The sequence below is a fragment of the Acinetobacter sp. WU_MDCI_Abxd143 genome (genome assembly GCF_025514195.1).
Taxonomy (GTDB): Bacteria; Pseudomonadota; Gammaproteobacteria; order Pseudomonadales; family Moraxellaceae; genus Acinetobacter; species Acinetobacter pittii_H.
The window spans coordinates 316945-340908 of sequence record NZ_JAHPTH010000001.1; the positions used below are offsets into that span (position 1 = coordinate 316945).

Annotated in this window: 24 protein-coding genes and 1 riboswitch; of the genes, 8 read left to right on the plus strand and 16 right to left on the minus strand. The window is 37.5% G+C overall.

What is annotated here, in order from left to right; translation table 11 throughout:
- The 10 genes from lpxD to rimO all read right to left on the minus strand — a co-directional run bounded on the left by lpxD (position 1) and on the right by rimO (position 11085).
- Positions 1-1071 carry a UDP-3-O-(3-hydroxymyristoyl)glucosamine N-acyltransferase gene (lpxD, locus tag KTI79_RS01475; RefSeq protein WP_032053957.1) on the minus strand — a complete coding sequence of 357 codons (1071 nt, stop codon included), beginning with the start codon at positions 1069-1071 and terminating at the stop codon, positions 1-3.
- Between the two features lie 4 nt (positions 1072-1075).
- Positions 1076-1576 (minus strand): OmpH family outer membrane protein, encoded by a 501-nt coding sequence (locus tag KTI79_RS01480; protein ID WP_032053959.1) that lies wholly within the window; start codon positions 1574-1576, stop codon positions 1076-1078.
- Between the two features lie 41 nt (positions 1577-1617).
- Entirely contained in the window at positions 1618-4149 is a 2532-nt protein-coding gene (bamA, locus tag KTI79_RS01485) for an outer membrane protein assembly factor BamA (RefSeq protein ID WP_032053960.1), read from the minus strand.
- 36 nt (positions 4150-4185) lie between these two features.
- Positions 4186-5541 carry an RIP metalloprotease RseP gene (rseP, locus tag KTI79_RS01490; protein ID WP_032053961.1) on the minus strand — a complete coding sequence of 452 codons (1356 nt, stop codon included), beginning with the start codon at positions 5539-5541 and terminating at the stop codon, positions 4186-4188.
- A gap of 1 nt (position 5542) precedes the next feature.
- Positions 5543-6739, minus strand: coding sequence for a 1-deoxy-D-xylulose-5-phosphate reductoisomerase (gene ispC, locus KTI79_RS01495; RefSeq protein WP_032053962.1), 1197 nt, complete (start codon positions 6737-6739; stop codon positions 5543-5545).
- Positions 6740-7564, minus strand: a complete 825-nt coding sequence (locus KTI79_RS01500; RefSeq protein ID WP_016140731.1) for a phosphatidate cytidylyltransferase — start codon at positions 7562-7564, stop codon at positions 6740-6742.
- A complete protein-coding gene (gene uppS / locus KTI79_RS01505; RefSeq protein ID WP_032053964.1) occupies positions 7564-8316 on the minus strand; it encodes a polyprenyl diphosphate synthase in 753 nt (250 codons plus the stop codon). Before uppS ends, KTI79_RS01500 begins: the two co-directional genes overlap by 1 nt.
- A 5-nt stretch (positions 8317-8321) precedes the next feature.
- The gene (frr, locus tag KTI79_RS01510) at positions 8322-8876 is read right to left on the minus strand and encodes a ribosome recycling factor (RefSeq protein WP_016140729.1); all 555 of its coding nucleotides are present in this window, start codon (positions 8874-8876) and stop codon (positions 8322-8324) included.
- 85 nt (positions 8877-8961) lie between these two features.
- Positions 8962-9690 (minus strand): UMP kinase, encoded by a 729-nt coding sequence (gene pyrH / locus KTI79_RS01515; RefSeq protein WP_000852257.1) that lies wholly within the window; start codon positions 9688-9690, stop codon positions 8962-8964.
- Between the two features lie 51 nt (positions 9691-9741).
- Positions 9742-11085, minus strand: a complete 1344-nt coding sequence (gene rimO, locus KTI79_RS01520) for a 30S ribosomal protein S12 methylthiotransferase RimO (RefSeq protein ID WP_032053965.1) — start codon at positions 11083-11085, stop codon at positions 9742-9744.
- A gap of 341 nt (positions 11086-11426) precedes the next feature.
- Between rimO and glnL the strand changes: the two genes are divergently transcribed.
- The 5 genes from glnL (at position 11427) to KTI79_RS01550 (ending at position 16684) form a co-directional block, all read left to right on the plus strand.
- On the plus strand, positions 11427-12536 hold the full coding sequence (gene glnL / locus KTI79_RS01530; protein WP_002115631.1) for a nitrogen regulation protein NR(II): 1110 nt from the start codon (positions 11427-11429) through the stop codon (positions 12534-12536).
- Positions 12523-14016: a nitrogen regulation protein NR(I) gene (gene glnG / locus KTI79_RS01535; protein WP_032053966.1), complete on the plus strand. Its 1494-nt coding sequence runs from the start codon at positions 12523-12525 to the stop codon at positions 14014-14016. Before glnL ends, glnG begins: the two co-directional genes overlap by 14 nt.
- Before the next feature lie 265 nt (positions 14017-14281).
- On the plus strand, positions 14282-14935 hold the full coding sequence (gene adeN, locus KTI79_RS01540) for a multidrug efflux transcriptional repressor AdeN (protein WP_086376165.1): 654 nt from the start codon (positions 14282-14284) through the stop codon (positions 14933-14935).
- Positions 14936-15048: 113 nt separating this feature from the next.
- Positions 15049-15966: an ornithine carbamoyltransferase gene (gene argF / locus KTI79_RS01545; RefSeq protein WP_032053969.1), complete on the plus strand. Its 918-nt coding sequence runs from the start codon at positions 15049-15051 to the stop codon at positions 15964-15966.
- A gap of 193 nt (positions 15967-16159) precedes the next feature.
- The gene (locus KTI79_RS01550; RefSeq protein WP_032053971.1) at positions 16160-16684 is read left to right on the plus strand and encodes a protein tyrosine phosphatase family protein; all 525 of its coding nucleotides are present in this window, start codon (positions 16160-16162) and stop codon (positions 16682-16684) included.
- On the opposite strand, the gene ispF is transcribed toward KTI79_RS01550, so the two are convergent.
- Entirely contained in the window at positions 16672-17163 is a 492-nt protein-coding gene (ispF, locus tag KTI79_RS01555; protein WP_032053972.1) for a 2-C-methyl-D-erythritol 2,4-cyclodiphosphate synthase, read from the minus strand. The two genes, KTI79_RS01550 and ispF, sit on opposite strands and share 13 nt — an antisense overlap.
- A 100-nt stretch (positions 17164-17263) precedes the next feature.
- Here ispF and KTI79_RS01560 point away from each other — a divergent pair, with 100 nt between their 5' ends.
- Positions 17264-17908, plus strand: coding sequence for a hypothetical protein (locus KTI79_RS01560; RefSeq protein WP_032053973.1), 645 nt, complete (start codon positions 17264-17266; stop codon positions 17906-17908).
- Between the two features lie 44 nt (positions 17909-17952).
- On the opposite strand, the gene KTI79_RS01565 is transcribed toward KTI79_RS01560, so the two are convergent.
- The 3 genes from KTI79_RS01565 to KTI79_RS01575 form a co-directional block, all read right to left on the minus strand.
- The gene (locus tag KTI79_RS01565) at positions 17953-19197 is read right to left on the minus strand and encodes a D-amino acid dehydrogenase (RefSeq protein ID WP_086376164.1); all 1245 of its coding nucleotides are present in this window, start codon (positions 19195-19197) and stop codon (positions 17953-17955) included.
- Between the two features lie 176 nt (positions 19198-19373).
- Positions 19374-19462: riboswitch (glycine riboswitch) on the minus strand.
- A 149-nt stretch (positions 19463-19611) separates the two neighbouring features.
- Entirely contained in the window at positions 19612-20103 is a 492-nt protein-coding gene (locus KTI79_RS01570) for a hypothetical protein (RefSeq protein ID WP_002115670.1), read from the minus strand.
- Positions 20104-20344: 241 nt separating this feature from the next.
- The gene (locus tag KTI79_RS01575; RefSeq protein ID WP_032036535.1) at positions 20345-20788 is read right to left on the minus strand and encodes a BLUF domain-containing protein; all 444 of its coding nucleotides are present in this window, start codon (positions 20786-20788) and stop codon (positions 20345-20347) included.
- Between the two features lie 228 nt (positions 20789-21016).
- On the opposite strand from KTI79_RS01575, the gene KTI79_RS01580 reads away from it, so the two are divergent.
- Positions 21017-21280: a hypothetical protein gene (locus KTI79_RS01580; protein WP_032053975.1), complete on the plus strand. Its 264-nt coding sequence runs from the start codon at positions 21017-21019 to the stop codon at positions 21278-21280.
- Here KTI79_RS01580 and KTI79_RS01585 read toward each other — a convergent pair.
- On the minus strand, positions 21275-21976 hold the full coding sequence (locus tag KTI79_RS01585) for an alpha/beta fold hydrolase (protein WP_032053976.1): 702 nt from the start codon (positions 21974-21976) through the stop codon (positions 21275-21277). The two genes, KTI79_RS01580 and KTI79_RS01585, sit on opposite strands and share 6 nt — an antisense overlap.
- Before the next feature lie 173 nt (positions 21977-22149).
- Here KTI79_RS01585 and KTI79_RS01590 point away from each other — a divergent pair, with 173 nt between their 5' ends.
- Positions 22150-22443 carry a hypothetical protein gene (locus KTI79_RS01590; protein ID WP_032006888.1) on the plus strand — a complete coding sequence of 98 codons (294 nt, stop codon included), beginning with the start codon at positions 22150-22152 and terminating at the stop codon, positions 22441-22443.
- Positions 22444-22540: 97 nt separating this feature from the next.
- On the opposite strand, the gene fumC is transcribed toward KTI79_RS01590, so the two are convergent.
- On the minus strand, positions 22541-23935 hold the full coding sequence (fumC, locus tag KTI79_RS01595; protein ID WP_032053979.1) for a class II fumarate hydratase: 1395 nt from the start codon (positions 23933-23935) through the stop codon (positions 22541-22543).
- Positions 23936-23964 lie beyond the last annotated feature (29 nt).

Here is a 23964-nt window from a genome sequence, read left to right on the forward strand (position 1 = left end):
CTATTTACGCAAATTAAAAGTTGATTCAAGAGACTCTATTTGAGCTTGTATATGATCAAGTCGTTTAGTGATTTGGGTCAATGGCACATCTGCTAATTGTCGCAAGCGTACAATCGTCTTTTTCCAATGACTATTTTCAAATAATCCAATTCCTGAAGAATAGGTACCCGCTTCAGAAATATTTTTTGTGACCATTGACATTCCTGTTAAAGTCACATTATCAGTGATTGAAAGGTGACCAGACACACCACAGGCGCCTGCAAGAATACAGTTTTTGCCAATTTTAGTGCTTCCCGCAATTCCACATTTAGCAGCAATAGCAGTATTTGAACCAATATGAACGTTATGTGCAATTTGCACAAGGTTATCAATAATTACCCCATCTTCCAAAATTGTATTATCTAAAGCACCCCGATCAATACTACAATTTGAACCAATGCGGACATCATTACCAATGATAACTGAACCTAATTGAGCAATACGATGCCATTTACCCTGATATGGAGCAAATCCAAAGCCTTCACTACCAATTACGGTACTTGCATGGACTCGAACGCGGTCAAGTAATTTAGCTCCACCCGTAATGGTGACATGTGAATCAATGAAACAATCCTTTCCAATTTCCACATTATCATCCAGACGAGTATGAGACTGGATAATCGTATTATCTCCTACTACACAATTTTCACCAATTACAACATAATGGCCAATATATGCATTTTCAGAAATAATTGCAGATGGATGAATTTGAGCAGTACTTTCAATACCTATTGATGTGATCTTTTTATCAAAAACATGGGTAAGGATGGCAAAAGCTAAATAAGGATTATTAACAATAATAAAATTTTGTTTATCAGTAAGCTGTTCTTTAATTGAGTTTGTAACAATGTACGCACCCGCACGGCTAGCTTTTGCTTGATCAATATACTTTTCGCCATTCACGAAAGTAATATGAGAAGGTTCAGCATTTTCTAAACTTGCTAAGTTTATAAATTGAAGATTACCCGTACCGACTAACTCACCATTCACTAGGTGAGCTAGTTCATCTAAACGATAATGTTGCACTTTCATTAATTTATTTCATTGAATTAACCTTTTGTATCATTTTATCAGTTAAATCATATTTAGCGTCATAGGCAACGGTCGAATTTTTATTCAAAATGAAGTCAAGATTATTTTCTTTTCGTAATTGTTCAGCAGCTTGCTTCACACGACTCTCAAAAGTTGAGTTCATTCCTTGCAAACTAGTTTGAACTTTAGACTGCAACCCTTGTTGAGTTGAATTAAATTCATTTAATTTTGACTGATATTGAGCCTGAAGCTTTTTAATATCATCTTCTTTCATTTTTTGCCCTTGTGTTTGGGCTTGACGCTGAAGACCTTCTAACTCTTTACCCAACTGCTCAAGGCGAGTAGTTGTTGGTTTAACAGATTGATTTAAACTTGCATTTTGTTGTTTTAAATAAGTACTACTTTCAACAACTTTAGCAAGATCAATCACCCCATAACCAGCGGCATTCGTCATAGCAGAAATTGTAAGGCCTAACCCTAACATTAATATATTTAATTTTTTCATCTTAATTTGTGTCCTTCTTTGATCGTTTAGTCAAGTCGTACTTAGAAAGTACGACCGATTTCAAACTGAATCTCTTTAGTTTCGTCACCAGGCTTATCATTTAACGGGAATGCATAGCTAAGAGATAATGGTCCAATCATAGTGATCCATGTAAATCCTACACCTACGCTATAACGCATATTGCCTAAATCAAAACCATAGTTATCTTCACAATATTTTCTAACATCATCAATTTGCTGACCATTAATCTTCATGCCTTTAGTTCCGTAGGCAGTATTATTAATATCACATTTAGTATCAAAAACTTGACCACCTTCAGCAAATAAAACCGGACGCACTTGACGAGTCCAATCACCTTTGAATGGTAATGGTAAAGCAAGCTCTGTACCAAATTGTACTAAAGCATTACCACCCACTTCTTCTGGTGAACTATCATTTTGCCTGGTTTCTTGTAAATTTACGCTTGCGTATTTTGGTCCAAGTGTACTGTTATCATATCCTCGAACTGAGCCATAACCACCGGCATAGAAGTTTTTATAGAATGGTAAATCATTACCATAACCCAGCTTACCATAACCACGAAGTACGAATCCTGATTTACCAATTGGTAAGAATGCCTGAGTATCATAAGTCAACTTTTGATAGTCCACATCACTACCAGGTAAACCAATTTCTAGACCAACACGATGTGACATACCTGAAGTTGGGAAAATTGGCCTATTTAAGGTGTTATATGACCAACCTAAGTTTAAGTTATAGGTAAAAAATTCACTTTCGAAAGCACTATTATAGTCTTCAAACCCACCTTCACATGTATCCGGTATTGGTTTCTGTGTGCTAGGATCAGTCTCATTCTTACCACTTGGACACCAAGTCGACTTACCAGTTGGTTTGCCACCATTCGCTAATAAATAATCACGAACATAGGTAGACACGTAAGGACCCGTCGTTACTTTAGTATTATCAATACCTAAAGAAGCACTTAAACTTTGATTTTCATCAATTGGATAACCAAAACTCAAACTACCACCAAAACTATCGGTAACATAGTTATTAACGTTATAGTCATCATTTAGCTTTGTTTTACGATAGTAAACGTTATAACCGCGGCTTACCCCATCAATAGTGAAGTAAGGGTCAGTAACACTTAAGTTATAGTAGTCTTGAGTTTCAGAGCGAGATAAATCGATCGAAACACGATTACCCGTTCCCATAAAGTTAGTTTGACTCAAACCTGCCTGGAATGTGATACCACCACTTTGTGAGTAACCTACAGCTAAGGTTGTAGTTCCCGAGTGTTGTTCTTCAACATTTACGTTTAAGTCCACCTGATCCGGTGAATTCGGGATACGAGCTGGTTTAATATCAACTGTTTTGAAGAATCCTGTACGCTCTAAACGTACTTTAGATAAATCAATTTTTTCATTACTCGCTAAAGCGCCTTCCATTTGACGCATTTCACGACGCAATACTTCATCGGCAGTTTTACTGTTACCTGTAAAATTAATACGACGTACAGTAACTTGCTGACCTGGGTTTACATAGTAATTTAAGTCAACAACACCCGTTTCATTATTAATTTGCGGAACAACGTTCACATCAGCAAAGTAATAACCAGCATTACCATATTTACGCAATAACAATTGCTTAACAGCATTTACTTTTTCTTGAGAATAGGTATCGCCGTCTTTATAGATTTTTAAAGCTTGCAGTTCTTCAGGTTTATAAAGTGCGTCACCTAAAAACTTGGTTTGACCAAATTTGAACTGATTACCTTCCTCTACAGCAACTTCAATAAAGATATTCTTTTTATCTTCACTAATATTAAGCTGTGAGTTATTGATATGAAAATTGATATAACCTTTATTCAGATACATGGCACGCAAAGCTTCAAGGCTCGCTGCCATTTTCTCTCTAGCATAACGGTCGTTACGGGTTACAACAGAAGCCCAGCCACTTTCTTTAACTGCGAAAGCTTGTTTAATTTCGCTGTCTTTAAAAACAGTGTTACCAATAATATTGATATTAAAAACTTTAGCAGCCGTACCTTCATTAAAATTTAATTTAAGTTCAACACGGTTATTTGGACGAGCTATCGTATCAACAGTTACGTCAGCATCATAACGGCCTTGCTGAGTATATTGCTGCTCTAATTCAGTTTCAATTGTTTGTAAAGCTGACTTCTTAAAAACTTCGCCTTCAGCAATGCCCATTTTTTTGAGGCCTTGCTCTAAAGCCTCTTTAGGAATAAGTTTATTACCCTTAAATTCAAGCTTTGAAATAATTGGGCGCTCTACGACATTAAAAACTAAAGTATCGTTGTCTCTTGATGCTTTAATATCGTCAAAAAGTCCAGTGGCATACAATGTTCGAATTGCTTCTGCGATCATCGGTTCATTAACGCGATCGCCACTGTTGATTGGCAACATGGTAGAAACATTTGCAGGAGTTAGACGGACCAATCCATCTATACGAATATCTCGAACAACGAAATCATCAGCTGCATATGCTTGTTGTACCGCTGCCATAGCGCTAACAAGTGCCAAAGGCATTAAAAAATGTGTGTGCCGCATGCCAGTTTTTCCAGTAAGTTATAAATCCATATACGTTTACAAACGCATAAAATCGTTAAATAAAGCTAAAAGCATCATACTACCGAGCAGTACCATACCAATTTTTAGACCAAACATTTGTATTTGTTCAGAAACAGGCTTACCACGAATTGCCTCAATAATGTAATAAACGAGATGTCCACCATCTAGCATTGGAATTGGTAATAAATTTAAAATTCCAAGACTTACACTCATTAAAGCCATAAATGAGATAAAAGTCTGCCATCCCATTTCTGCACTTTGTCCTGCCACTTTCGCGATTGTAATTGGTCCAGAAAGATTCTCTAAGCCAATTAAACCCTTAACCATTTTTACTATCGAACTCAATATCATGCTAGAGATTTGACCAGTCTTATCTAACGACATCTCGAAAGCTTGTATTGGAGTATATTGAATTGTTTGCTTATATTCGTCAGGAATTGTAATTTTTCCTGCATCGCTTTTTACGCCTAAAACCCCGCTCACTTGCCCCATGTTGTCACGCTTTCCTTGAGGCATGACTTGCAAATGAACGAGTTGACCATTACGCAACACATCAATACTGAGCAATTTTTCTGGTGAGTGTTGTACAACTTCTACCACATCAAACCAGTCTTTCATCGCTTGACCATTAATAGATACAATACGATCACCGACTTTCATTCCTTGTCGAATTGCTGCTCCATCTGCAGTCAACTCAGTTACAACAGCTGGAATGACAGGACGATATGGTAAAAAGCCTAATACATCTAAAGCTGATTCATTCTGATTTTTTAAAAAGTCTTTAATCGGCAAAACAATATTTTTTTCAGCGCCTGCACGATCTACATCAAGATTTAGGCTACCAGTTTCACCCACACGGTCAATCAAAGCAAAGTTAAGTTTTTCCCAAGTTTGCGTTTCCTTTCCGTCTACAGCAATAATCTTGTCACCTACTTGCAGTTGGGCAGTTGCTGCTGGCGAGTTTGGTATAACTTTACCTACTCTCGTATTTAGTTGTTCTTGTGCTGGTAAAAATAGAATCCAGAAAAGTAAAACAGCAAAAATCAAATTAATTAAAGGTCCGGCCGCAACAATTGCTATACGTTTCCATGGTTTTTGACGGTTAAACGCATAAGGTAAATCTTGCTCTGCAACATTACCTTCTCGCTCATCGAGCATTTTTACGTAACCGCCTAAAGGTAAAGCTGAAAGTTGATATTTAATTCCAGATTTTTTTGATGTCCATTTGAGTAATGTCGGACCAAAACCAATAGAATAAACTAGAACCTTAACACCAAGTTTTCGTGCCACCCAATAATGACCGAACTCATGAATTGCAATTAGTGGACCGAGCAAGAGAGCTGCTGCTGCAATCATAAATAATGCGCTCATTTCAGCCTCCTATACTTGATATATACTGCTGTGCTACATGTCTTGCTACTTCATCTTTATTTAAAATAGACTCGATATTATTAGCAACTGAGTTTTCCAATTTTTGCAAAGTATGCTCTACCACTTGTGGGATATTTGTAAATCCAATCTGTTCCTTTAAAAATGCAGCAACAGCAATCTCATTTGCAGCATTTAAAATAGTTGGTGCCAACCCTCCTGCACGCATTGCCTGACGCGCCAAGTCAAGTGCAGGAAATTTCTGGATATCCGGTGCTTGAAAATTAAGCTGAGAATACTCAAATAAATCTAAAGCAGGAACACTAGTCTGTAAACGTTCTGGCCATGCTAAGGCATGGGCAATCGGTGTACACATGTCTGGATTACCCATTTGCGCCAATGTTGAACCATCAACATATTGCACCATAGAATGAATAATACTTTGTGGATGAACAACAACTGTAACAAAATGTTCAGATATTGAAAACAAATGACATGCCTCGATCAACTCTAACCCTTTATTCATAAGAGTAGCTGAGTCAACTGAGATTTTCTGCCCCATAGACCAGTTGGGATGCTTACAAGCCTGTGCAGGAGTAACTTTTTCTAATTGTTCTAACGAATGGTTTAAAAATGGTCCACCTGAAGCGGTCAATAAGATTCTTGATACACCCTGTTGCGGTTGTCCATTTCTTTCAGCCTCTAAATAATTATGAGGTAATGATTGAAAAATAGCGTTGTGTTCTGAATCTACCGGTAATAATAATGCCTGATGATCACGTGCTGCTTGCATCATGATTTCACCAGACATGACCAAAGCTTCTTTATTAGCAAGCAATACGCGTTTACCAGCTTTTACAGCCGCTAATGTTGGTAATAAACCAGCTGCTCCAACAATTGCAGCCATAACTACATCAACATCTGGATGAGATGCGATACTTACTAGCCCTTCCTGATCAGTCAAAATTTCAATATCTTGTAATTCATTCTTTACAAATAAAACTGCTAATTCGTCAACTTTTTGCTTTGGAACAACTACAACTTTTGGTTGAAATTGTTTACATATATCAACCAATTCAGAAATCCGACTATGAGCCGAAACTGCAAATACTGAATACTTATCAGGATGTTGATTTAAAATTTTTAAGGTACTTTGCCCAATGGAACCGGTTACGCCCAATATGCAAACAGATTGTGTCATTTATAAATCTACACCAATAAGTTTTAATATATACATTCCCGTTGCAAAAATCGGGGCTGCAGCAAGTAAAGAATCAATACGATCCAAGACACCACCATGACCAGGTAGCACACGTCCAGAATCTTTAATACCAGCACGTCGTTTAATCATTGACTCAAATAAATCACCCAAAACTGAACCAAATACTGTAATGAGTGACAATATAAGAAATAGAATTTGCTGGATTAGAGTTAAATTTAAATAATTATATTGCACAACCAACATAACCAATATAGTAGTGATAATACCACCATATAATCCTTCTACTGATTTGTTCGGACTTACGGTTGGCGCTAACTTTCTTTTACCAAATTTACGTCCAACAAAATAAGCACCACTATCTGCACCCCACACGAGCAAGAACAGATACATTAACCACCATGGTGAACTTTGCCACACGACAAAAATTGAAGTTACTGCAGCACAGACTAAAATTATGCCAATTACATACAAAGTCGCGTTATACCAACCATCAAATTCAGGAAAAGATTTGACCCAATAAACGCTTACAAGCCAAGTCAAAATTGAAGCAGACCACAACAATAATGCAATATCATGGAAAAATAAGGCAACACCTGAAACGAATGCAACAAGCAGACCGTAGCACCAAGCTTTAGGCTTTACAGCATTTACAGTTTCACGAGGCATTAATTTATACCATTCATACCCCGCAACCCCTGCTGCTACAATCATAAGAACCAACATTGGATAATGTGATTGCGTAGCAAACATACAGCCTAAAACAACTGCAACAAGTACCAATGCGGTAACAATCCGCTCTAACATTATAAGTTCTCTATTTTCTCTTGCTGAATTTGTTCAGATGTTTTGCCAAAACGACGCTCACGCCCTGAAAAAACATTCAATGCATGATCGAATTCTTGTACTGTAAATTCTGGCCATAAAGTATCAGTAAAATACAGCTCCGCATACGCTGCTTGCCATAACAAAAAGTTAGATATGCGATAATCTCCGCCTGTACGGATCAATAAGTCCACAGCTGGCAGATCGTTTAGACTGACATATTTTTCGAACAAATCAACATTTATTTGATCAGCACCAAATTCACCACGAGAAACTGCTTCAGCAACTTGTTTTGCTGCATTTGCAATATCCCACATCCCACCATAGCTCACGGCAATAGTTAAGGTCATAGTGTCATGATGTGCTGTCTGTTGCTCTGCATCTTCCATTAAGGCAACTAAGTGTGGAGGTAATCGAGAACGATCACCGATAAAACGCAAAGCAATATTGAATTTCTTCATGCGAGGTATTTGCTCATGAATAGTTTCTTCAAGAAGCTTCATAAGCAGATCGACTTCAAATTGTGGTCGATTCCAATTTTCGCTTGAAAATGCAAAAACCGTTAAAGCACGAATACCCGTTTTTTTACAATGTTCAACGATAGGATCAAGAACATTTTTACCTTCTCGATGTCCATCGCCTTTTTGCATTTGATTTTTTTTTGCAAAGCGGTTGTTGCCATCCATGATGATGGCAACATGCTTAGGAAGATGATACTCTTCTGAATCGGTCATAAAATTTAGACCTTCATCAATTCTGCTTCTTTCGCTGCAAGACGTTTGTCTACTTCTGCAACATATTTGTCTGTAATTTTCTGAATATCCTCACCTGCACGACGCTCATCATCTTCAGAAATTTCTTTTTCTTTCAATAGCGCTTTAATATCACCTAACACATCACGGCGAATATTACGAATCGCAACTTTTGCATTTTCAGCTTCACTACGTGCAACTTTTTGCATATCACGACGTGTTTCTTCAGTTAATGCAGGTAAAGGGACACGAATTGAATCTGCCGTAATCGGGTTTAAACCAAGATCGCTTTCACGGATTGCCTTATCAATAGCAGATACCATAGTACGTTCAAATGGTTGAACAACAAGGGTACGAGAATCTTCAATACCTACGTTTGCTACTTGATTTAAAGGCACATCAGAACCGTAGTAAGGAACCATCACACCATTTAAAATTGATGGGTGTGCACGGCCGGTACGAACTTTAGCAAACCCTTGTTCCAAAGAATCAAGAGTTTTTAACATACGCTGTTCGCTGTCTTTTTTCAGATCGTTAATCATATGATCTACCTTACTTATTTATTCAAGAATGTATTTAACAAATTTAATTTAGCGCTAGTATAAAGAGCTTTCAACAACACGTACATTATTTAGTAACGCGTGTACCTTCTTTTTCGCCCATTACCACTGACAATAGCGCACCTGATTTATTCATATCAAAAACTTGTAGCGGCACATTATGGTCACGACACAAACAAATAGCTGTCAAATCCATAACACCAAGCTTTTCGTCTAATACCTGATCAAAAGTTAAATGATCGTATTTAACTGCATCTTCGTATTTACTTGGATCTTTATTATATACGCCATCTACTTTAGTTGCTTTTAGAATTAAATTCGCTTCAATTTCAATTCCGCGTAAGCATGCTGCTGTATCAGTTGTAAAGAATGGATTTCCTGTACCAGCAACAAAAACACAAACTTCACCCTGACTCAAATGACGAATCGCATCACGACTTGAATAAGATTCTACCACCGTACCAATTGGCAATGCAGACATAAGACGAGTTCTGATATTACGGCGAACCAATGCATCACGCATAGCCAAACCGTTCATTACAGTTGCAAGCATCCCCATTTGATCGCCAGTAACACGGCCAACCAAGCCATCTTTTTGCAACTGGCTACCACGATACAAGTTACCGCCACCAACAACGATACCCACTTGCACGCCCAAACCAACTAAGTGAGCAATTGAAAGGGACATTTGATCAAGAACTTGGGCATCAATACCCATATCTTTGTTACCTGACAATGCCTCACCAGATAGTTTTAATAAAATGCGTGAATAACGGGGGCTAATTGTTTCCGCCATGAGTTTGCTCCAAAACCTCTTAAACTGAATGCTTTTTTGAATCGTTATCGATTAAACCGACTTAATTTTAATTAACTTTGCAAATAAGTCGTATTCATCCGCATCGGTGATTTCGACTTCCAACATATCGCCTGGTTGAATAGTGCTCTTATCGATATCTTCTACAAAGACATTACCGTCAATTTCCGGAGCATCGGCATAAGAACGTGCAACAGCAACAGGATATTCATCTTCCAAACTATCGACTAATACAGTCATCGTTTGACCAATACGTTTTTGCAACTTAGCAGCAGAAATTTGTTGCTGCACTTGCATAAAGCGCTCGTAACGCTCTTGCTTAATTTCTTCAGGCACATGATCGGGTAAATCATTTGCCGTAGCGCCTTCTACTGGTGAGTAGGTAAAGCAGCCAACACGATCAAGTTCAGCTTCAACTAACCAATCGAGCAATATTTGAAAATCTTCTTCAGTTTCGCCTGGGAAACCCACTACAAATGTAGAGCGAATCACAAGCTCTGGGCATTTTTCACGCCACAATTTAATTTTTTCGAGTGTATTTTCACTGTGAGCCGGACGCTTCATTAACTTAAGAATACGCGGGCTTGCATGTTGGAATGGAATATCAAGATATGGCAGAATTTTACCTTGTGCCATTAAGTCAATAACCGCATCAACATGTGGGTATGGATAAACATAATGTAAGCGCACCCAGATACCAAGTTGGCCTAGTGCTTCACACATATCAAAGAATTTTGTTTTAACAGGCTGGCCATTCCAGAAATCAAGTTTGTACTTGGTATCTACACCATAAGCTGATGTATCTTGGGAAATAACCAAGATTTCTTTAACACCTGCTCTTTTAAGCGCAGCGGCTTCTTCCAGTATACTTCCAACTGGACGCGATACTAGATCGCCACGCATACTTGGGATAATACAGAAGGTACAACGATGGTTACATCCTTCAGATATTTTTAAATAGGCATAATGCTTTGGTGTTAAGCGAATTCCTTGTTCAGGAACCAAATCAACAAACGGATTGTGTTTAGGTGGTGCCGGTACATATTCATGCACAGCTTCCATCACATCTTGATAAGCTGCTGCACCAGTAACCTTTAAAACGTTTGGATGCATTTGACGAATTTTATCTTCGTCTTTACCTAAGCATCCGGTAACGATCACTCGACCATTTTCACTCATGGCCTCGCCAATTGCATCTAGCGACTCTTGTACCGCAGATTCAATAAAACCACAGGTATTAACAACTACTAAATCAGCACCATCATAATCTGATGCAACTTGATAACCTTCAGTCTTTAACTGAGTTAAAATTCGTTCAGAATCTACCAATGCCTTAGGACAACCTAAAGAAACAAAACCGACTTTGGGGGTCTTCATGAATCTGCGCTCCACTTGAATGCGCGTATTGTATGTCTTTTCTTGCCTCAAGCATAGGTGGAAAGCCTACTCTTTGTGTAATGCACCAAAATACGACCAACATTTGCACCAAAACTCACCTTTGCACCAAGTTGGTTCATGTTATTATCTATTTTTAAGCCATCAGTTTTGATCAATAGATATAAAGACCGATTTCAGCGCATTTTTAAAAACCTTAAAACTTTAAAATAACCCATAAACAAAGTTGGCGTATATTTTGCATCGTTCATGTTCTATAACGGTGAAAATCCGATAACCAAGAAGATGCCATTGCGCTATTTTAAGACAGGAACGATTCGCTAATGGATCAACACAACCCTATCGACTATCGCCTATTGGTAGACAACCTAACTACTGCGATTTTATTGATCGATAGTAACTTAAATATTTTTTATTTAAATTCTGCCTGCGAAGCACTATTTGATATTAGTTTGCTTCGAGCTTCAGGACAGCCCGTTCTAAACCTACTTCATGCGCCTGATGATACTTTTAATACACATGAAGCTTTATTAAACACTATTAAAACGGGCCAACCTTATACTCGTCGAGAAGCGGTTATTAATGTCAACTTTAAAGACCTTCATGTTGATTATACAGTTTCTCAATTAAATGCAGGTAAAAGTTATCACCCATTACTCTTGATTGAGCTCAACCCGATTGATCGTATGTTAAAGATTTCTAAAGAAGAAAATCTGGTACAACAACATCAGGTCGCTAGGCAGCTTGTACGTGGCGTTGCGCACGAAATTAAAAACCCTCTTGCAGGTATTCGTGGTGCAACTCAATTACTCGCTCGCAGTTTAAACGATAAGAGTTATGCTGAATTTACAGATGTCATTATTAATGAAGTAGATCGTTTAACTAACTTGGCAGATACCATGTTGGGTTCTAGACAACTCCCAAGTTATGAAAATGTTAACGTACACGAGCCTTTGGAGCGAGTGCGTTCACTTATCGCCAACCAGACAAAGAAGAAAATTAAAATTATACGGGATTATGATTTGTCTTTACCCGATGTTAATGCCGATCGTGATCAGTTAATACAAGTCATGCTCAACATTAGTGTAAACGCAATTCAAGCCATAACAGAAAACAAAGCATTTTTTATAGATCACGAACCGGAGTTAATTCTACGTACACGTATACAACGTCTTGTCACAATTAACGGTGTACTAAATCGATCTACAGTGCGAGTCGACATAGAGGACAATGGACCAGGCATTCCTGAAAGTATTTTGGAGTCAGTATTCTATCCATTGGTTACTGGACGAGCAAAAGGTACTGGGCTTGGCCTGAGTATTGCACAGAATATTATGCATCAACATAACGGAATGATTGAATGCCAATCTGTTCCTGGAAAAACAATTTTTAGCTTATATTTACCTTGGGAGTCAGACCGTGTCGCGAAATAAAATATGGGTTATTGATGATGATCGCGCCATGCGATGGGTATTGGAAAAGACCTTTAAAGAGGAAGGTTTTGATGTTACCAATTTTGAAGAAGCTCAAACTGCGCTTGAACGTTTGCACCATGATGCTCCCGATGTCATCTTAACTGACATCCGCATGCCTGGAATTGATGGTTTAACTTTTTTATCTAAAGTCAAAAACACTCATCCAGATTTACCTGTCATTATTATGACAGCACATTCTGACTTAGAGTCTGCTGTATCAAGCTATCAAACAGGCGCGTTTGAATATTTACCAAAGCCTTTTGATATTGATGAAGCTTTAGCTTTAGTCAATCGTGCGATCCTGCATATTAATAAACTACAACAGCAAGAAGCTACAAAAACAGCCTCACCTCTTCAATCAACAGAAATTATTGGTGAATCTCCGGCAATGCAGGAGGTTTTCCGTGCTATCGGCCGTTTGTCTCAATCTCATATTACTGTTTTAATTAATGGTGAATCGGGTACAGGTAAAGAATTAGTTGCTCATGCTTTACACAAGCATTCCCCACGCCGTGCCAAACCTTTTATTGCTTTAAATATGGCTGCGATACCAAAAGACTTGATTGAAACTGAGTTATTTGGTCATGAAAAAGGTGCTTTCACGGGTGCAAACACCCAACATCAAGGCCGCTTTGAACAAGCAAATGGTGGAACACTGTTCCTTGATGAAATTGGTGACATGCCATTTGAAACACAAACTCGACTACTGCGTGTACTTGCTGATGGTGAGTTCTATCGTGTAGGTGGACACATTCCAGTTAAAGTTGATGTTCGAATCGTGGCGGCAACACATCAAGATTTAGAAAAACTGGTAAATGAAGGTCGCTTCCGTGAAGACTTATATCATCGCTTAAATGTGATTCGTATTCACATTCCTAAGCTTGCCCACCGTAGTGAAGATATTCCAATGCTTGCGCAGCATTTCCTTGCGCGTGCAGGTAAAGAGCTTGGCGTAAGTCCAAAAATCTTGCGTACCGAAACAACGGATTATATGCAACAGTTACCATGGCCCGGCAACGTTCGACAACTTGAGAATACATGCCGTTGGTTAACTGTGATGATCACTGGTCGTGAAGTTTATCCGGAAGATCTACCATCAGAACTCAAACAGGTTCCACTGCAAAAGAATAGTGAAACTGGACAACCTGCACCTTCATTTGAACGTATTTCTCTACACCATTGGGATGAACTACTGAATCAATGGGCTATTCAAAAGCTTAAGAATGGTGAAATGAAAATTTTGGATATTGCTACACCAATGTTTGAACGCACGTTAATTAATGCTGCCTTACAACAAACACGCGGACGCAAACGTCACGCAGCAGAACTATTAGGTTGGGGACGTAATACCTTAACTCGCAAGTTAAAAGAACTTGGAATGGACTCTGCAGACGATGATGAAGAAGATGAGCACAAGGTTACTCAAACTGAAGCCTAGACAGCTTATGAGTTAAGTTCAGAGCGGTTAAGTCATTCTTAGCCGCTTTGTTTTTATTAGTAATTTTTAATTAAATTCTAAATAAATATAAGGTTACATCATTATACCTATCTAAAACCTAATCTAAGCTTATATTTTCCATTAGTTTATTTCATTAATTAACCACTTACTGCTCAGCAGATAACCTAAAAAAAAGCTAATGGCCATCCTTAAAGCTAGTTTTGCTATACTAGATAGGCAAAGTTAACCGTTGTTATGAAATTATATGCATGATCCAGTCCTTGAGTCACATCACTCAGTATGTGATAAACCACAAACACGTCGCGGTATTGAACGTCGTTTAGCACTATTGTTAAGCGCAACCGAGCTGTTTCTGGATAAAGGATATGATGCTGTTTCACTCGATGACATTGTGAATCATGCGGGTGGCTCAAAGGCTTCAATATATAAGTATTTTGGCAATAAAGATGGTTTATTCACAGCAATTTGCGACTATCGTCGAGAAATGTTCTTTAAAGATATTTGCATCCCGTTTCAGCCCTCACAAACCTCTCTACGCGATTATTTAGTTCAAACTCTTATTCGTTTTTATACTCATATTATTCAACCTGAACATATCGCTTTTTTACGTCTAGTTATTGAGCAAACACAATGCAATGCAACTTTGAGCCAATACTTATATGAAAAGTGCGCTCAAGATGTACAAAACACAATTGCTCAGGCACTTTTACTCTCTCACCAAGCTGAAGAAATTTTTTGCACATCTCCAGATTATTCTTCATTAATGTATTTTGGAATTTTACGTGATATTGAATGGCGTATGATTATGGGAATGCCACTCCCTCCTGATGAGAAAGAAGTCATTGATTATATTAATTATTGTGTAGATATTTTCTTAAAGGGCCATCATAAAGTCTAATTCTTTTGCATTTTAAACTGCTTATAGTATAGTAGACTTCTTTTTTTCCCACATCCACCCAGCCAACAACAGATAATTGTTGTATTTCAAAACAATTATTATGGAGTAGCTACATGGCTCTAAGACATTTCCTGACTTTACGTGATCTATCCACTCTAGAACTTAATCGCATTTTAGAACGCGCGAGCGAACTTAAAAAAATGCAACATGACAATAAGGTCTACCAACCTTTTGTCGGTAAAGTATTGGGAATGATTTTTGAGAAATCTAGTACGCGTACACGTATCTCTTTTGAAGCAGGTATTAACCAATTTGGCGGCAGTGCGATTTTCTTATCGCCTCGTGACACACAATTAGGTCGCGGTGAACCGATCGAAGACTCAGCACGTGTAATTTCAAGTATGCTTGATATTGTGATGATTCGTACCTTTGGTCATGACATTGTTGAACGTTTTGCATCTTACTCAAAAGTTCCTGTGATTAACGGCTTAACGGATGACCATCATCCGTGCCAGTTACTTGCTGACTTACAAACATATATTGAACATCGCGGTAGTATTGAAGGCAAAACGGTTGCTTGGATCGGTGATGGCAATAATATGTGTAACTCATATATTGAAGCTGCACATATGATGGGTTTCAAACTTAAGGTTGCTTCACCAAAAGGATATGAACCTAAACCTGAATTTTTAGCAGAGTTTGGTCATTGTGTTGAGCTTTTTGATAATGCAGAAGATGCAGCAGTAAATGCTGATCTCATTGTGACAGATGTATGGGCAAGCATGGGACAAGAAGAAGAACAAAAACTTCGTGAAAAAGCCTTTGCTGATTTTCAGGTTAACGAAAAATTAATGAGTCTTGCTCACCCTGACTGTTTATTCATGCATTGCTTACCTGCTCATCGTGGTGAGGAAATTTCTGAAACCATGCTCGATCATAAAAATGCAGTCGTATGGGATGAGGCAGAAAATCGTCTTCATGCTCAAAAAGCTTTAGTCGAATTTTTATTGAATGAAAATCTAAAAGCTTAAGTATTTACATAGGAAACAGCATCTTTATGATGCTGTTTTTTTATTTTATAAGACTTGTACTTTTTTCAGTTAATTATTTTTAAAATTTTGATAACGTTGTCGAATATATAAGCAGGCTGTATTTCAACTATTCTCTAGAATCGTGTATAACATTCTACACAATAAGCTAAGCCTACTCTTGTAGAGTGCGATCATGACAACCCTTGAACAATCATTATCTCAAATTCCCGCATTTTCGATTATTCATGAACATTTATTTAGTTCGGCACAACCTTCCGTTGAACAACTAAAATTAATTAAAGAGTATGGCTGTAGCACAGTCATTAATCTTGCTTTAACTAATGCTCCAAATCACATTGAGAATGAAGATCGTATTTGTTTAGACCTTGGTTTGAATTACATTCATATTCCAATTGATTGGGAGATGCCTTCTGCTGAGCAGTGCTTATTAGTTTTAGATTTGATTGATCATTTAGTGCAAAATGAAATTGTTTGGATACATTGCGCCAAAAATAAACGCGTAAGTTGCCTTATGTATGTTTATAGACAGTTTTATATGAATATGGATATGCCTGCGTCTCAGGATTTATTACACGAAATTTGGGAACCTAATGAGACTTGGACTGGTCTCATTCATAGTATTACCTTACAGCTACAAGGCCGTAAGGCAACTCTCGAACTTCAGCAGTCTTTGCAACAGGCCGATCACTTAGTGTGATGAGAGACTAAAACAGTCGCCGTAGCCAAAATACCCTCTTGACGACCGGTAAAACCTAGTTTTTCGGTTGTCGTTGCTTTAATACTAATTTGATTAATATCGACATTTAAAACATCAGCAATGCTTTGACGCATTTCCAAATTATACCTAGCTAATTTTGGACGCTCACAAGCCACCGTAATATCAGCATTATTTAGCTGATAACCACGGTCTAAGATTAATTGATAAACATGCTTTAACAATACTCGGCTATCTGCGCCTTTGTATTCTGGGTCAGTATCAGGAAAATGTTGTCCAATATCACCAAGCGCTAAAGCACCTAATAAAGCATCACATAGCGCATGAAGTACCACGTCACCATCAGAATGCGCTTTCAAACCATGTGTATGTGGAATTTGAATACCCGCCAATGTAACGAAGTTCCCCTCTTCAAAGGCGTGTACATCCATTCCTTGTCCAATACGAATCTGAGCAACCATATAAATTATTACCTTCCATAAAAACTTAAGAAATCTTGTATTCAGCCGTTCTGTTTCGCTATAGTACACCTAGCAAAGTAGACTGAAAGTATAAGCGATCATGCTGTCTAATACTGATATGAATCAATTGAAAAGATTAAGTTTTGTCGTGACACTGAGTTGTTTATGTTCACCTTTTGTCTTTGCAGAATCAATAGACTGCTCCAATATTAGAGCTGAGCTTAAAATCTGCTCAAAAACATTTAGTGAATCGAGAAAGCAACTCAATAATAAATATCTTTCTGCATATTTAGTTACTGATGCCCCCTTACAGCTTTTACAGGATACACAAAAGTTATGGTCTAAACATACTCAGCAATGCAAGAGTAATACATGCATTCAACAGCAGTTTGATTTACGTACTGATGACTTAAATTTTTATGCATCGCTTAAGCAAACGCTTACCCAGCATTATCTTAAGTTTGAGAATGGACATCTAGCAGCACAGCCTGTACACATTCAGGTCCATCAGCTCGCGAAAGATAAAATCAAGATTGAAGGTATAGCATACCGTAATCCAAATAACCGTAAAGAAACTCAAACGATTTCTTTGATGGCTTATAGTTCACCTGAACAAAAAAATGAAATTTTAGACAATGAGCATAACTGTAAATATCAGTTTAATTTCCAAAAAGCCTTACTGAATGTGAAAACCCAGCAAAAAGGCTGTGAGCGTTTTAGCGGAATCTACCGCTTATATGACTAACTCTTTAGATAAAAGCCAGTGTTTGAACACTGGCTTTTTACTTTCTACGCTGGATATTTTTGAGCAATATCCTGACCGACTAAAACTGCGGTTGCCGCAGACAAAGTCCAACCTAAATGCCCATGCCCTGTATTATAAAAAACACGAGGTTGTTTAGATTGTTTCACTACTGGCAACATATTCGGCATCATAGGTCTTAACCCTGCCCAAGGCACCACATGCTCTGTTGAAATATCAAAATTACGGTTTACCCAATTCACTAATGGTTGAATACGATCAGCCCGTATGTCACGGTTATAGCCATTAAACTCAGCAGTCCCCGCTACACGTAGTCGATCTTTACCTAAGCGAGAGGTCACAATTTTTGCACTTTCATCTAGTAAGCTCACCCATGGAGCATTCTTTACACTGTGCTCATCTTTTAATTGCACAGTAATTGAATAACCTTTTACTGGGTACACATTTACTCGCTCACCAATCATATCGGCAAGTTGATAACTCCCTACACCACCACAAACCACAAGTACATCACCTTCTAGCTGAATGGTATCAGATTCAACCAGATAAGGATGCTCCGCACTTGGCTGACAAGTCACGACTACTTTGTCTGCGCTGCACTTAATATCCATAACTTCTAGGCCGAACTTATATTGAACGCCATATTCTTTAGTCTTTTCAGCCAAAGAGGTCGAATACTTATGAATATCTCCCGTTGCATCACTTGGCGTGTAGTAACCACCGAAATAGTCACCCGTCAAAGATGGTTCTATTGTTTTCATTTCATCAGCTGAAACCGAATAGCGCTCCAATGTACCTTTGTTCAATACGTTATTCACTTGTTTAGCAATCTCATAGTCAGCCTTACTATGATACATATGGAGGATTCCACGTTTCTCCAAATCAAATTCAAGCTGCTCTTTTTCCGCAACTTCAAACAAACGCTTACGAGCGAGTAAGGCCAAACGAACCGTCTCAATCGTATTCGCTTCATAGTTTTTAATATGTGATAGAAACTCAACCAGCCAACTATACTTATGCAAACTAAATGAAGGGTTTAACAATAGAGGAGCATCTTTTTGTCTCATCCATTTAAAGCCTTTAATCACGGTGGCTTTTTGGTTCCACACTTCGGCGTTACAAGCCGATAATTGCCCTCCATTGGCAAATGATGTTTCCATTGCAGGATATAAATGTCGATCAATCACTGTGACTTGATAACCCAGTTGCGATAATTCATAAGCAGAGGTAACCCCTGTGATTCCCGCACCTATCACAATAACATGTGGCATAACAGACTCCTCAGAAATGCAAAAACATTTCATCAGTACAGCCCATCTGTCATTGGTACCTGAGAGTTTCGACCCGAACGTTACCTTTTAACGTTTAGATCTTCCCCTTCGGTGAGTTTATAATTTATAAGTTATTGTTTTCCATTCTTATAAATCTAAGCTTCTCTCCAGATTTTTTAATTATTACAGTCCTTTTGCCTGAGAGTTTCCGGGCTTGTTGCTCCTTCGGCGGGTTCTCAATGAACCTCTCTCCCGCAATAATTTTGTATTTATATAAGCAATGTATCTGCCACATTGAAAAAAACGCATTCTTTTCTTGTAAACTTTTGTATAAGCAATCTTAAAATTATAAAATATTGATTTAATTAAAAATAAAAAAGGTGAATTTTTATAAATCCACCTTTTGTACTTAAATTAGAGTTTTCCGTTGAGCACTTGGTCTGAAACCGTACCCTTCCATTGCTCACGCAAGGTTGGTAAGTAGAATTTTTCACCAATAGTGACCAGTTCAGCATCAATCAATGCATGAACTTCGTGCATAAAAATATAATCTAGAGCAACTAAAGAAAGCTGATGATTTTTTTGCGCTGTTTTTTTACGTTTTACCTGCGCTTGTTTCACTAGCTCATTTGCAAAGTTTTTATCTTTATAAGCAGTAATTGCATTTAAACGAAGCTCAATAACACCCCATCCCGCTAATAGCTTTTTAAAAACTTCAAAATCTTTTGAGGTTGATTCCCAAGTTACATTTTCTAGGTCATTATCTTCAGGTAAAACTGGTAATAATAAATCCGCCGTACTTGGGAAAATCTTTTTAAGATTTAACAGAAACTTAACCGGCTGATCACTAGGATAATCATTAAATTGCACGTGTTGTTGGGTATCTGTTAAATAAATAGAGAGCATTCAAAAATCCTTAACTAAGCAGCTGTTTTTAATAATTTTATCTCTAACTTTGCGAAATACATGCAAAACAAAAAACAATATAAAAACAGGACAAGGTGGGCATTTTAACAATTATGACGGCTTATTCAACGTCAATTCGCCATTAATTAGTGAAACTTTAAACCTTTGTGATAAAAAGCTCTCCGAAGAGAGCTTAAATTTAAATAGAGCATCAAAAAACCGTTGTAATTCTTGGTTTCGATTAACCTTGATATTGATCAACTTTATAATTTGGTTGATCTACAAGCAATTCAATAAAAGACGGAATAGATGTAGTGTTAAGCAAATAAGGATTAAACTCATCAACATGATGATGATGAAAGAACTCTTTTATTTTCGTGTTAATGGGAGCAAATTTCATACTCCAATGTTTAAATAGCCGTTGTTCGGATGGTTCTGAAAAGATGATTTCACAGTTCTGGTGTCTCGAATCTTTTAAAATTAATTTATAAAATAGCGATTCGACCTGTTCTTTCTCACCTTCTAAATACTGCAAGAAGTATCCATTACCATAGTAAAGTACTCCTGTAATATCATTATGAGAATTGAATTTGACTGCTTCTGTGAGAATATCAATTAAATCTTGTTTTATTTGACTATGTTCACTATTGGTTTTACTTGCATACATAAAGCCTATTAAACTCATAGCGATACTCGAAGATAAATTTCAATGTCCATTCTGACATCTACCTCCTCTTCTTACAATGTAAGCTATTTAAAACCTTGTATTTCAAAAGTAAAGATTATTTTCATTTTGAAAATGACAAACTTTAACAACTCGAAATCTTTTGTAAATGAATGCCAACCTAACAAGTTAATCAAATAGTATTAATTTGAGTAAAATTAAACATTGTATTTAATGGATGGATGTCTAATGGAGAACCATGAAATTATTCTTCAAGACGAACATCATAAACAGTTTAAGATTGTCAAAGTACAAGATGTCCGTTTTGATAAAAGTACGCTTAATAATAGCTACCAATGGTTATGGATATTTGATCATAGTTCAGAGTTTTTCCCATTTGAGTTATGGGAGCAGCTTGATCATGCAACCATTAATCAAAAAATTAAACTCGGTAATCAAGTTTACAAAATTATTAAGATTTTAACGAAGAAAACAAAAGTTAGGCCTTCATAAATGATAAGTACTTAACCAAGTTGAAATCACTGAAACCAATGTCTTCGGCTGCTCAATCGGAATCATATGGCCCGTATTTTTAATTATCTCAAGCTTTGCATGTGGCAACTGATCTAATAATTCTATCGCCTCTTCCTTAGAACGCAGCTGGTCCTCTGCACCAGAAATAATTAAAGTTGGGCATGTGATCTTACTCATATCATAAGAATTTCTATCTAACATAGATTGTTTAACGAACTCTTCGTAACCTAGAGTCTTGCCCATCTCTTGGATTCTTTTTACGAGAGCACGATTCTGAACATTCGATGGATGAAGTGTTTTTTCAATCGATATTGAACTTAGTCCATGGAAATTTTTCCCCGAGTTAAGCTTAATCGCCGTTAACTTTTGACTTTTCTGCTCTTCTGTATCTGAACGTAATGAAGATGCTATTAAAACAAGTGCCTTAACTTTTTCAGGAAATTGCTCCACTATAGATCTCGCAATGTATCCTCCAAGTGAGAATCCAATTAGTACAAAGCTCTCAGGCACATTTTTAGCAATATTCTGAGCAATCTCTTTTATTGTTTGCCCTTCTTTTAAAGTAGCTCGAGATATATTCCACTCTTTAGGCACCTCATTTATGACTTCATTCCACAGAGATTCGTCAAGCATATAACCAGGAATTAAAACAACTGAAAGTGGCTTTTGATTCATAAGTTTTTTAATACCTTACTTGTAAATTATAGCTAACAGTATTTTATGCTAATAAAAAATCTATAATTAGAATATTGAAGTAAAAAATAAAATCACTATATAAATTAAACAGTATTAACTCTACAAGCACGCCAGACTAAAACATTCCCTTTCTACGCTTGAAGGAGGTACACATGAAAGTTAGAGCATCACGTACGTATTCCGCTTCAGCAAATAATTATTTTATTTCCAAAGAATATGACTGTACTGTTATTCCTGTAAAAGGAATATGTTTTATAGACTCTGGTCTAACTGAGAGTGGAGTGATCCAACCAGTAGAAATTATTGAAGTGACTATAGAACCAGAAACTAACTCGTATCATGTTCTTTTAGCAGGCGATCCTCATAACTACGAAAAAGAAGAGCTAAAAAAGAAGTTTGAGACTATGAAATCTCATGGTTGGGAATATATAGAAGGCTTACTTTGATATTTTCCTATCTCAAACTATAAATTAGTCTCTACCTATAAAAGCCCTCAGATGAGGGCTTTTATATAAACATTAACGCTTACATTGTTTTTAGTGATTACTTACTATTTGGTGAAACCATCTTTTCAGGTTTAACTACTTCGTCAAATTGTTCCGCTGTTACCAAACCAAGCTCAACAGCGACCTGCTTCAAAGTTTTATTTTCTTTATAAGCAGTCTTTGCAACTTTTGCAGAATTTTCATAGCCAATTACTGGATTTAACGCTGTAACTAACATCAGAGAATTATGTAAGAAGTGGTCAATCTTATCGCGATTAGGCTCAATTCCTACTGCACAATGGTCGTTAAAGCTATTACAAGCATCCCCAAGCAATTGAATAGATTGCAATAAGTTATAAGCAATTACAGGCATAAATACGTTTAACTCAAAGTTACCTGAAGCACCAGCCACATTAATGGTTGTGTCATTGCCAAGCACTTGCGCAACAACCATGGTCATTGCTTCACTTTGTGTTGGGTTTACTTTCCCAGGCATAATGCTTGAACCAGGTTCATTTTCTGGAATACGGATTTCACCGAAACCACAACGTGGACCACTTGCCAACCAACGAATATCATTCGCGATTTTGTTTAAGCTTACAGCCAAAGTTTTTAATGCACCTGATGCAAAAACAGCGGCGTCCCGTCCTGCTAGTGCTTCAAATTTATTAGGTGCAGTTACAAATGGCAAACCTGTAAGTAGAGCAAGCTGTGCGGCTGCTTTTACTGCATAGTCAGGATGTGCATTTAACCCAGTCCCTACAGCAGTTCCACCTAATGGCAATTCATATAAACCAGTTAAAGCCTGTTGTAATCGAACCAATCCAAGCTCAAGCTGAGAAACATAGCCACTAAACTCTTGGCCTAAAGTTAATGGCGTGGCATCTTGCAAATGAGTACGGCCAATTTTGACAATATCTTGGAACTCATCAGATTTTTTTTGCAAAGTCGCTTTAAGTTGCTCGACCGCAGGGATCAGTAATTCATTAATTTGCAAACTTGCCGCTACATGAATAGCCGTTGGAAATGAGTCATTGGTTGATTGAGCACGATTGACATGATCATTTGGATGTACTGGTTTTTGTGCACCTAACGCTTGCCCTAATTTCTGGTTCGCAATATTGGCAATCACTTCATTACAGTTCATGTTACTTTGCGTACCAGAACCTGTTTGCCAGACAACTAAAGGAAACTGTGAATCCCACTTACCATCAATGACCTCTTCAGCTGCGCCTACAATATATTGGCTCAAGTCTTGCGGTAATTGTTCAAGTTCAGCATTGGTTATTGCTGCAGCCTTTTTGACCAAACCCATTGCTCGAATCATGGCACGAGGTAATCGTTCTTGCCCAATTTTAAAGTTCTGTAAGCTGCGTTGAGTCTGTGCTCCCCACAATGCTTCATTTGGAACTTCAATCTCACCCATCGTGTCATGTTCAATTCGTGTTTGCATAGAAACCTCGGTTATCTCAATAAAGAACT

Excerpts from the sequence above, each read along its gene's own strand:
- lpxD (WP_032053957.1), bottom strand. The coding sequence starts at position 1,071 with ATGAAAGTGCAACATTATCGTTTAGATGAACTAGCTCACCTAGTGAAT.
- KTI79_RS01480 (WP_032053959.1), bottom strand. The coding sequence starts at position 1,576 with ATGAAAAAATTAAATATATTAATGTTAGGGTTAGGCCTTACAATTTCT.
- bamA (WP_032053960.1), bottom strand. The coding sequence starts at position 4,149 with ATGCGGCACACACATTTTTTAATGCCTTTGGCACTTGTTAGCGCTATG.
- rseP (WP_032053961.1), bottom strand. The coding sequence starts at position 5,541 with ATGAGCGCATTATTTATGATTGCAGCAGCAGCTCTCTTGCTCGGTCCA.
- ispC (WP_032053962.1), bottom strand. The coding sequence starts at position 6,739 with ATGACACAATCTGTTTGCATATTGGGCGTAACCGGTTCCATTGGGCAA.
- KTI79_RS01500 (WP_016140731.1), bottom strand. The coding sequence starts at position 7,564 with ATGTTAGAGCGGATTGTTACCGCATTGGTACTTGTTGCAGTTGTTTTA.
- uppS (WP_032053964.1), bottom strand. The coding sequence starts at position 8,316 with ATGACCGATTCAGAAGAGTATCATCTTCCTAAGCATGTTGCCATCATC.
- frr (WP_016140729.1), bottom strand. The coding sequence starts at position 8,876 with ATGATTAACGATCTGAAAAAAGACAGCGAACAGCGTATGTTAAAAACT.
- pyrH (WP_000852257.1), bottom strand. The coding sequence starts at position 9,690 with ATGGCGGAAACAATTAGCCCCCGTTATTCACGCATTTTATTAAAACTA.
- rimO (WP_032053965.1), bottom strand. The coding sequence starts at position 11,085 with ATGAAGACCCCCAAAGTCGGTTTTGTTTCTTTAGGTTGTCCTAAGGCA.
- glnL (WP_002115631.1), top strand. The coding sequence starts at position 11,427 with ATGGATCAACACAACCCTATCGACTATCGCCTATTGGTAGACAACCTA.
- adeN (WP_086376165.1), top strand. The coding sequence starts at position 14,282 with ATGCATGATCCAGTCCTTGAGTCACATCACTCAGTATGTGATAAACCA.
- argF (WP_032053969.1), top strand. The coding sequence starts at position 15,049 with ATGGCTCTAAGACATTTCCTGACTTTACGTGATCTATCCACTCTAGAA.
- KTI79_RS01550 (WP_032053971.1), top strand. The coding sequence starts at position 16,160 with ATGACAACCCTTGAACAATCATTATCTCAAATTCCCGCATTTTCGATT.
- ispF (WP_032053972.1), bottom strand. The coding sequence starts at position 17,163 with ATGGTTGCTCAGATTCGTATTGGACAAGGAATGGATGTACACGCCTTT.
- KTI79_RS01560 (WP_032053973.1), top strand. The coding sequence starts at position 17,264 with ATGCTGTCTAATACTGATATGAATCAATTGAAAAGATTAAGTTTTGTC.
- KTI79_RS01565 (WP_086376164.1), bottom strand. The coding sequence starts at position 19,197 with ATGCCACATGTTATTGTGATAGGTGCGGGAATCACAGGGGTTACCTCT.
- KTI79_RS01570 (WP_002115670.1), bottom strand. The coding sequence starts at position 20,103 with ATGCTCTCTATTTATTTAACAGATACCCAACAACACGTGCAATTTAAT.
- KTI79_RS01575 (WP_032036535.1), bottom strand. The coding sequence starts at position 20,788 with ATGAGTTTAATAGGCTTTATGTATGCAAGTAAAACCAATAGTGAACAT.
- KTI79_RS01580 (WP_032053975.1), top strand. The coding sequence starts at position 21,017 with ATGGAGAACCATGAAATTATTCTTCAAGACGAACATCATAAACAGTTT.
- KTI79_RS01585 (WP_032053976.1), bottom strand. The coding sequence starts at position 21,976 with ATGAATCAAAAGCCACTTTCAGTTGTTTTAATTCCTGGTTATATGCTT.
- KTI79_RS01590 (WP_032006888.1), top strand. The coding sequence starts at position 22,150 with ATGAAAGTTAGAGCATCACGTACGTATTCCGCTTCAGCAAATAATTAT.
- fumC (WP_032053979.1), bottom strand. The coding sequence starts at position 23,935 with ATGCAAACACGAATTGAACATGACACGATGGGTGAGATTGAAGTTCCA.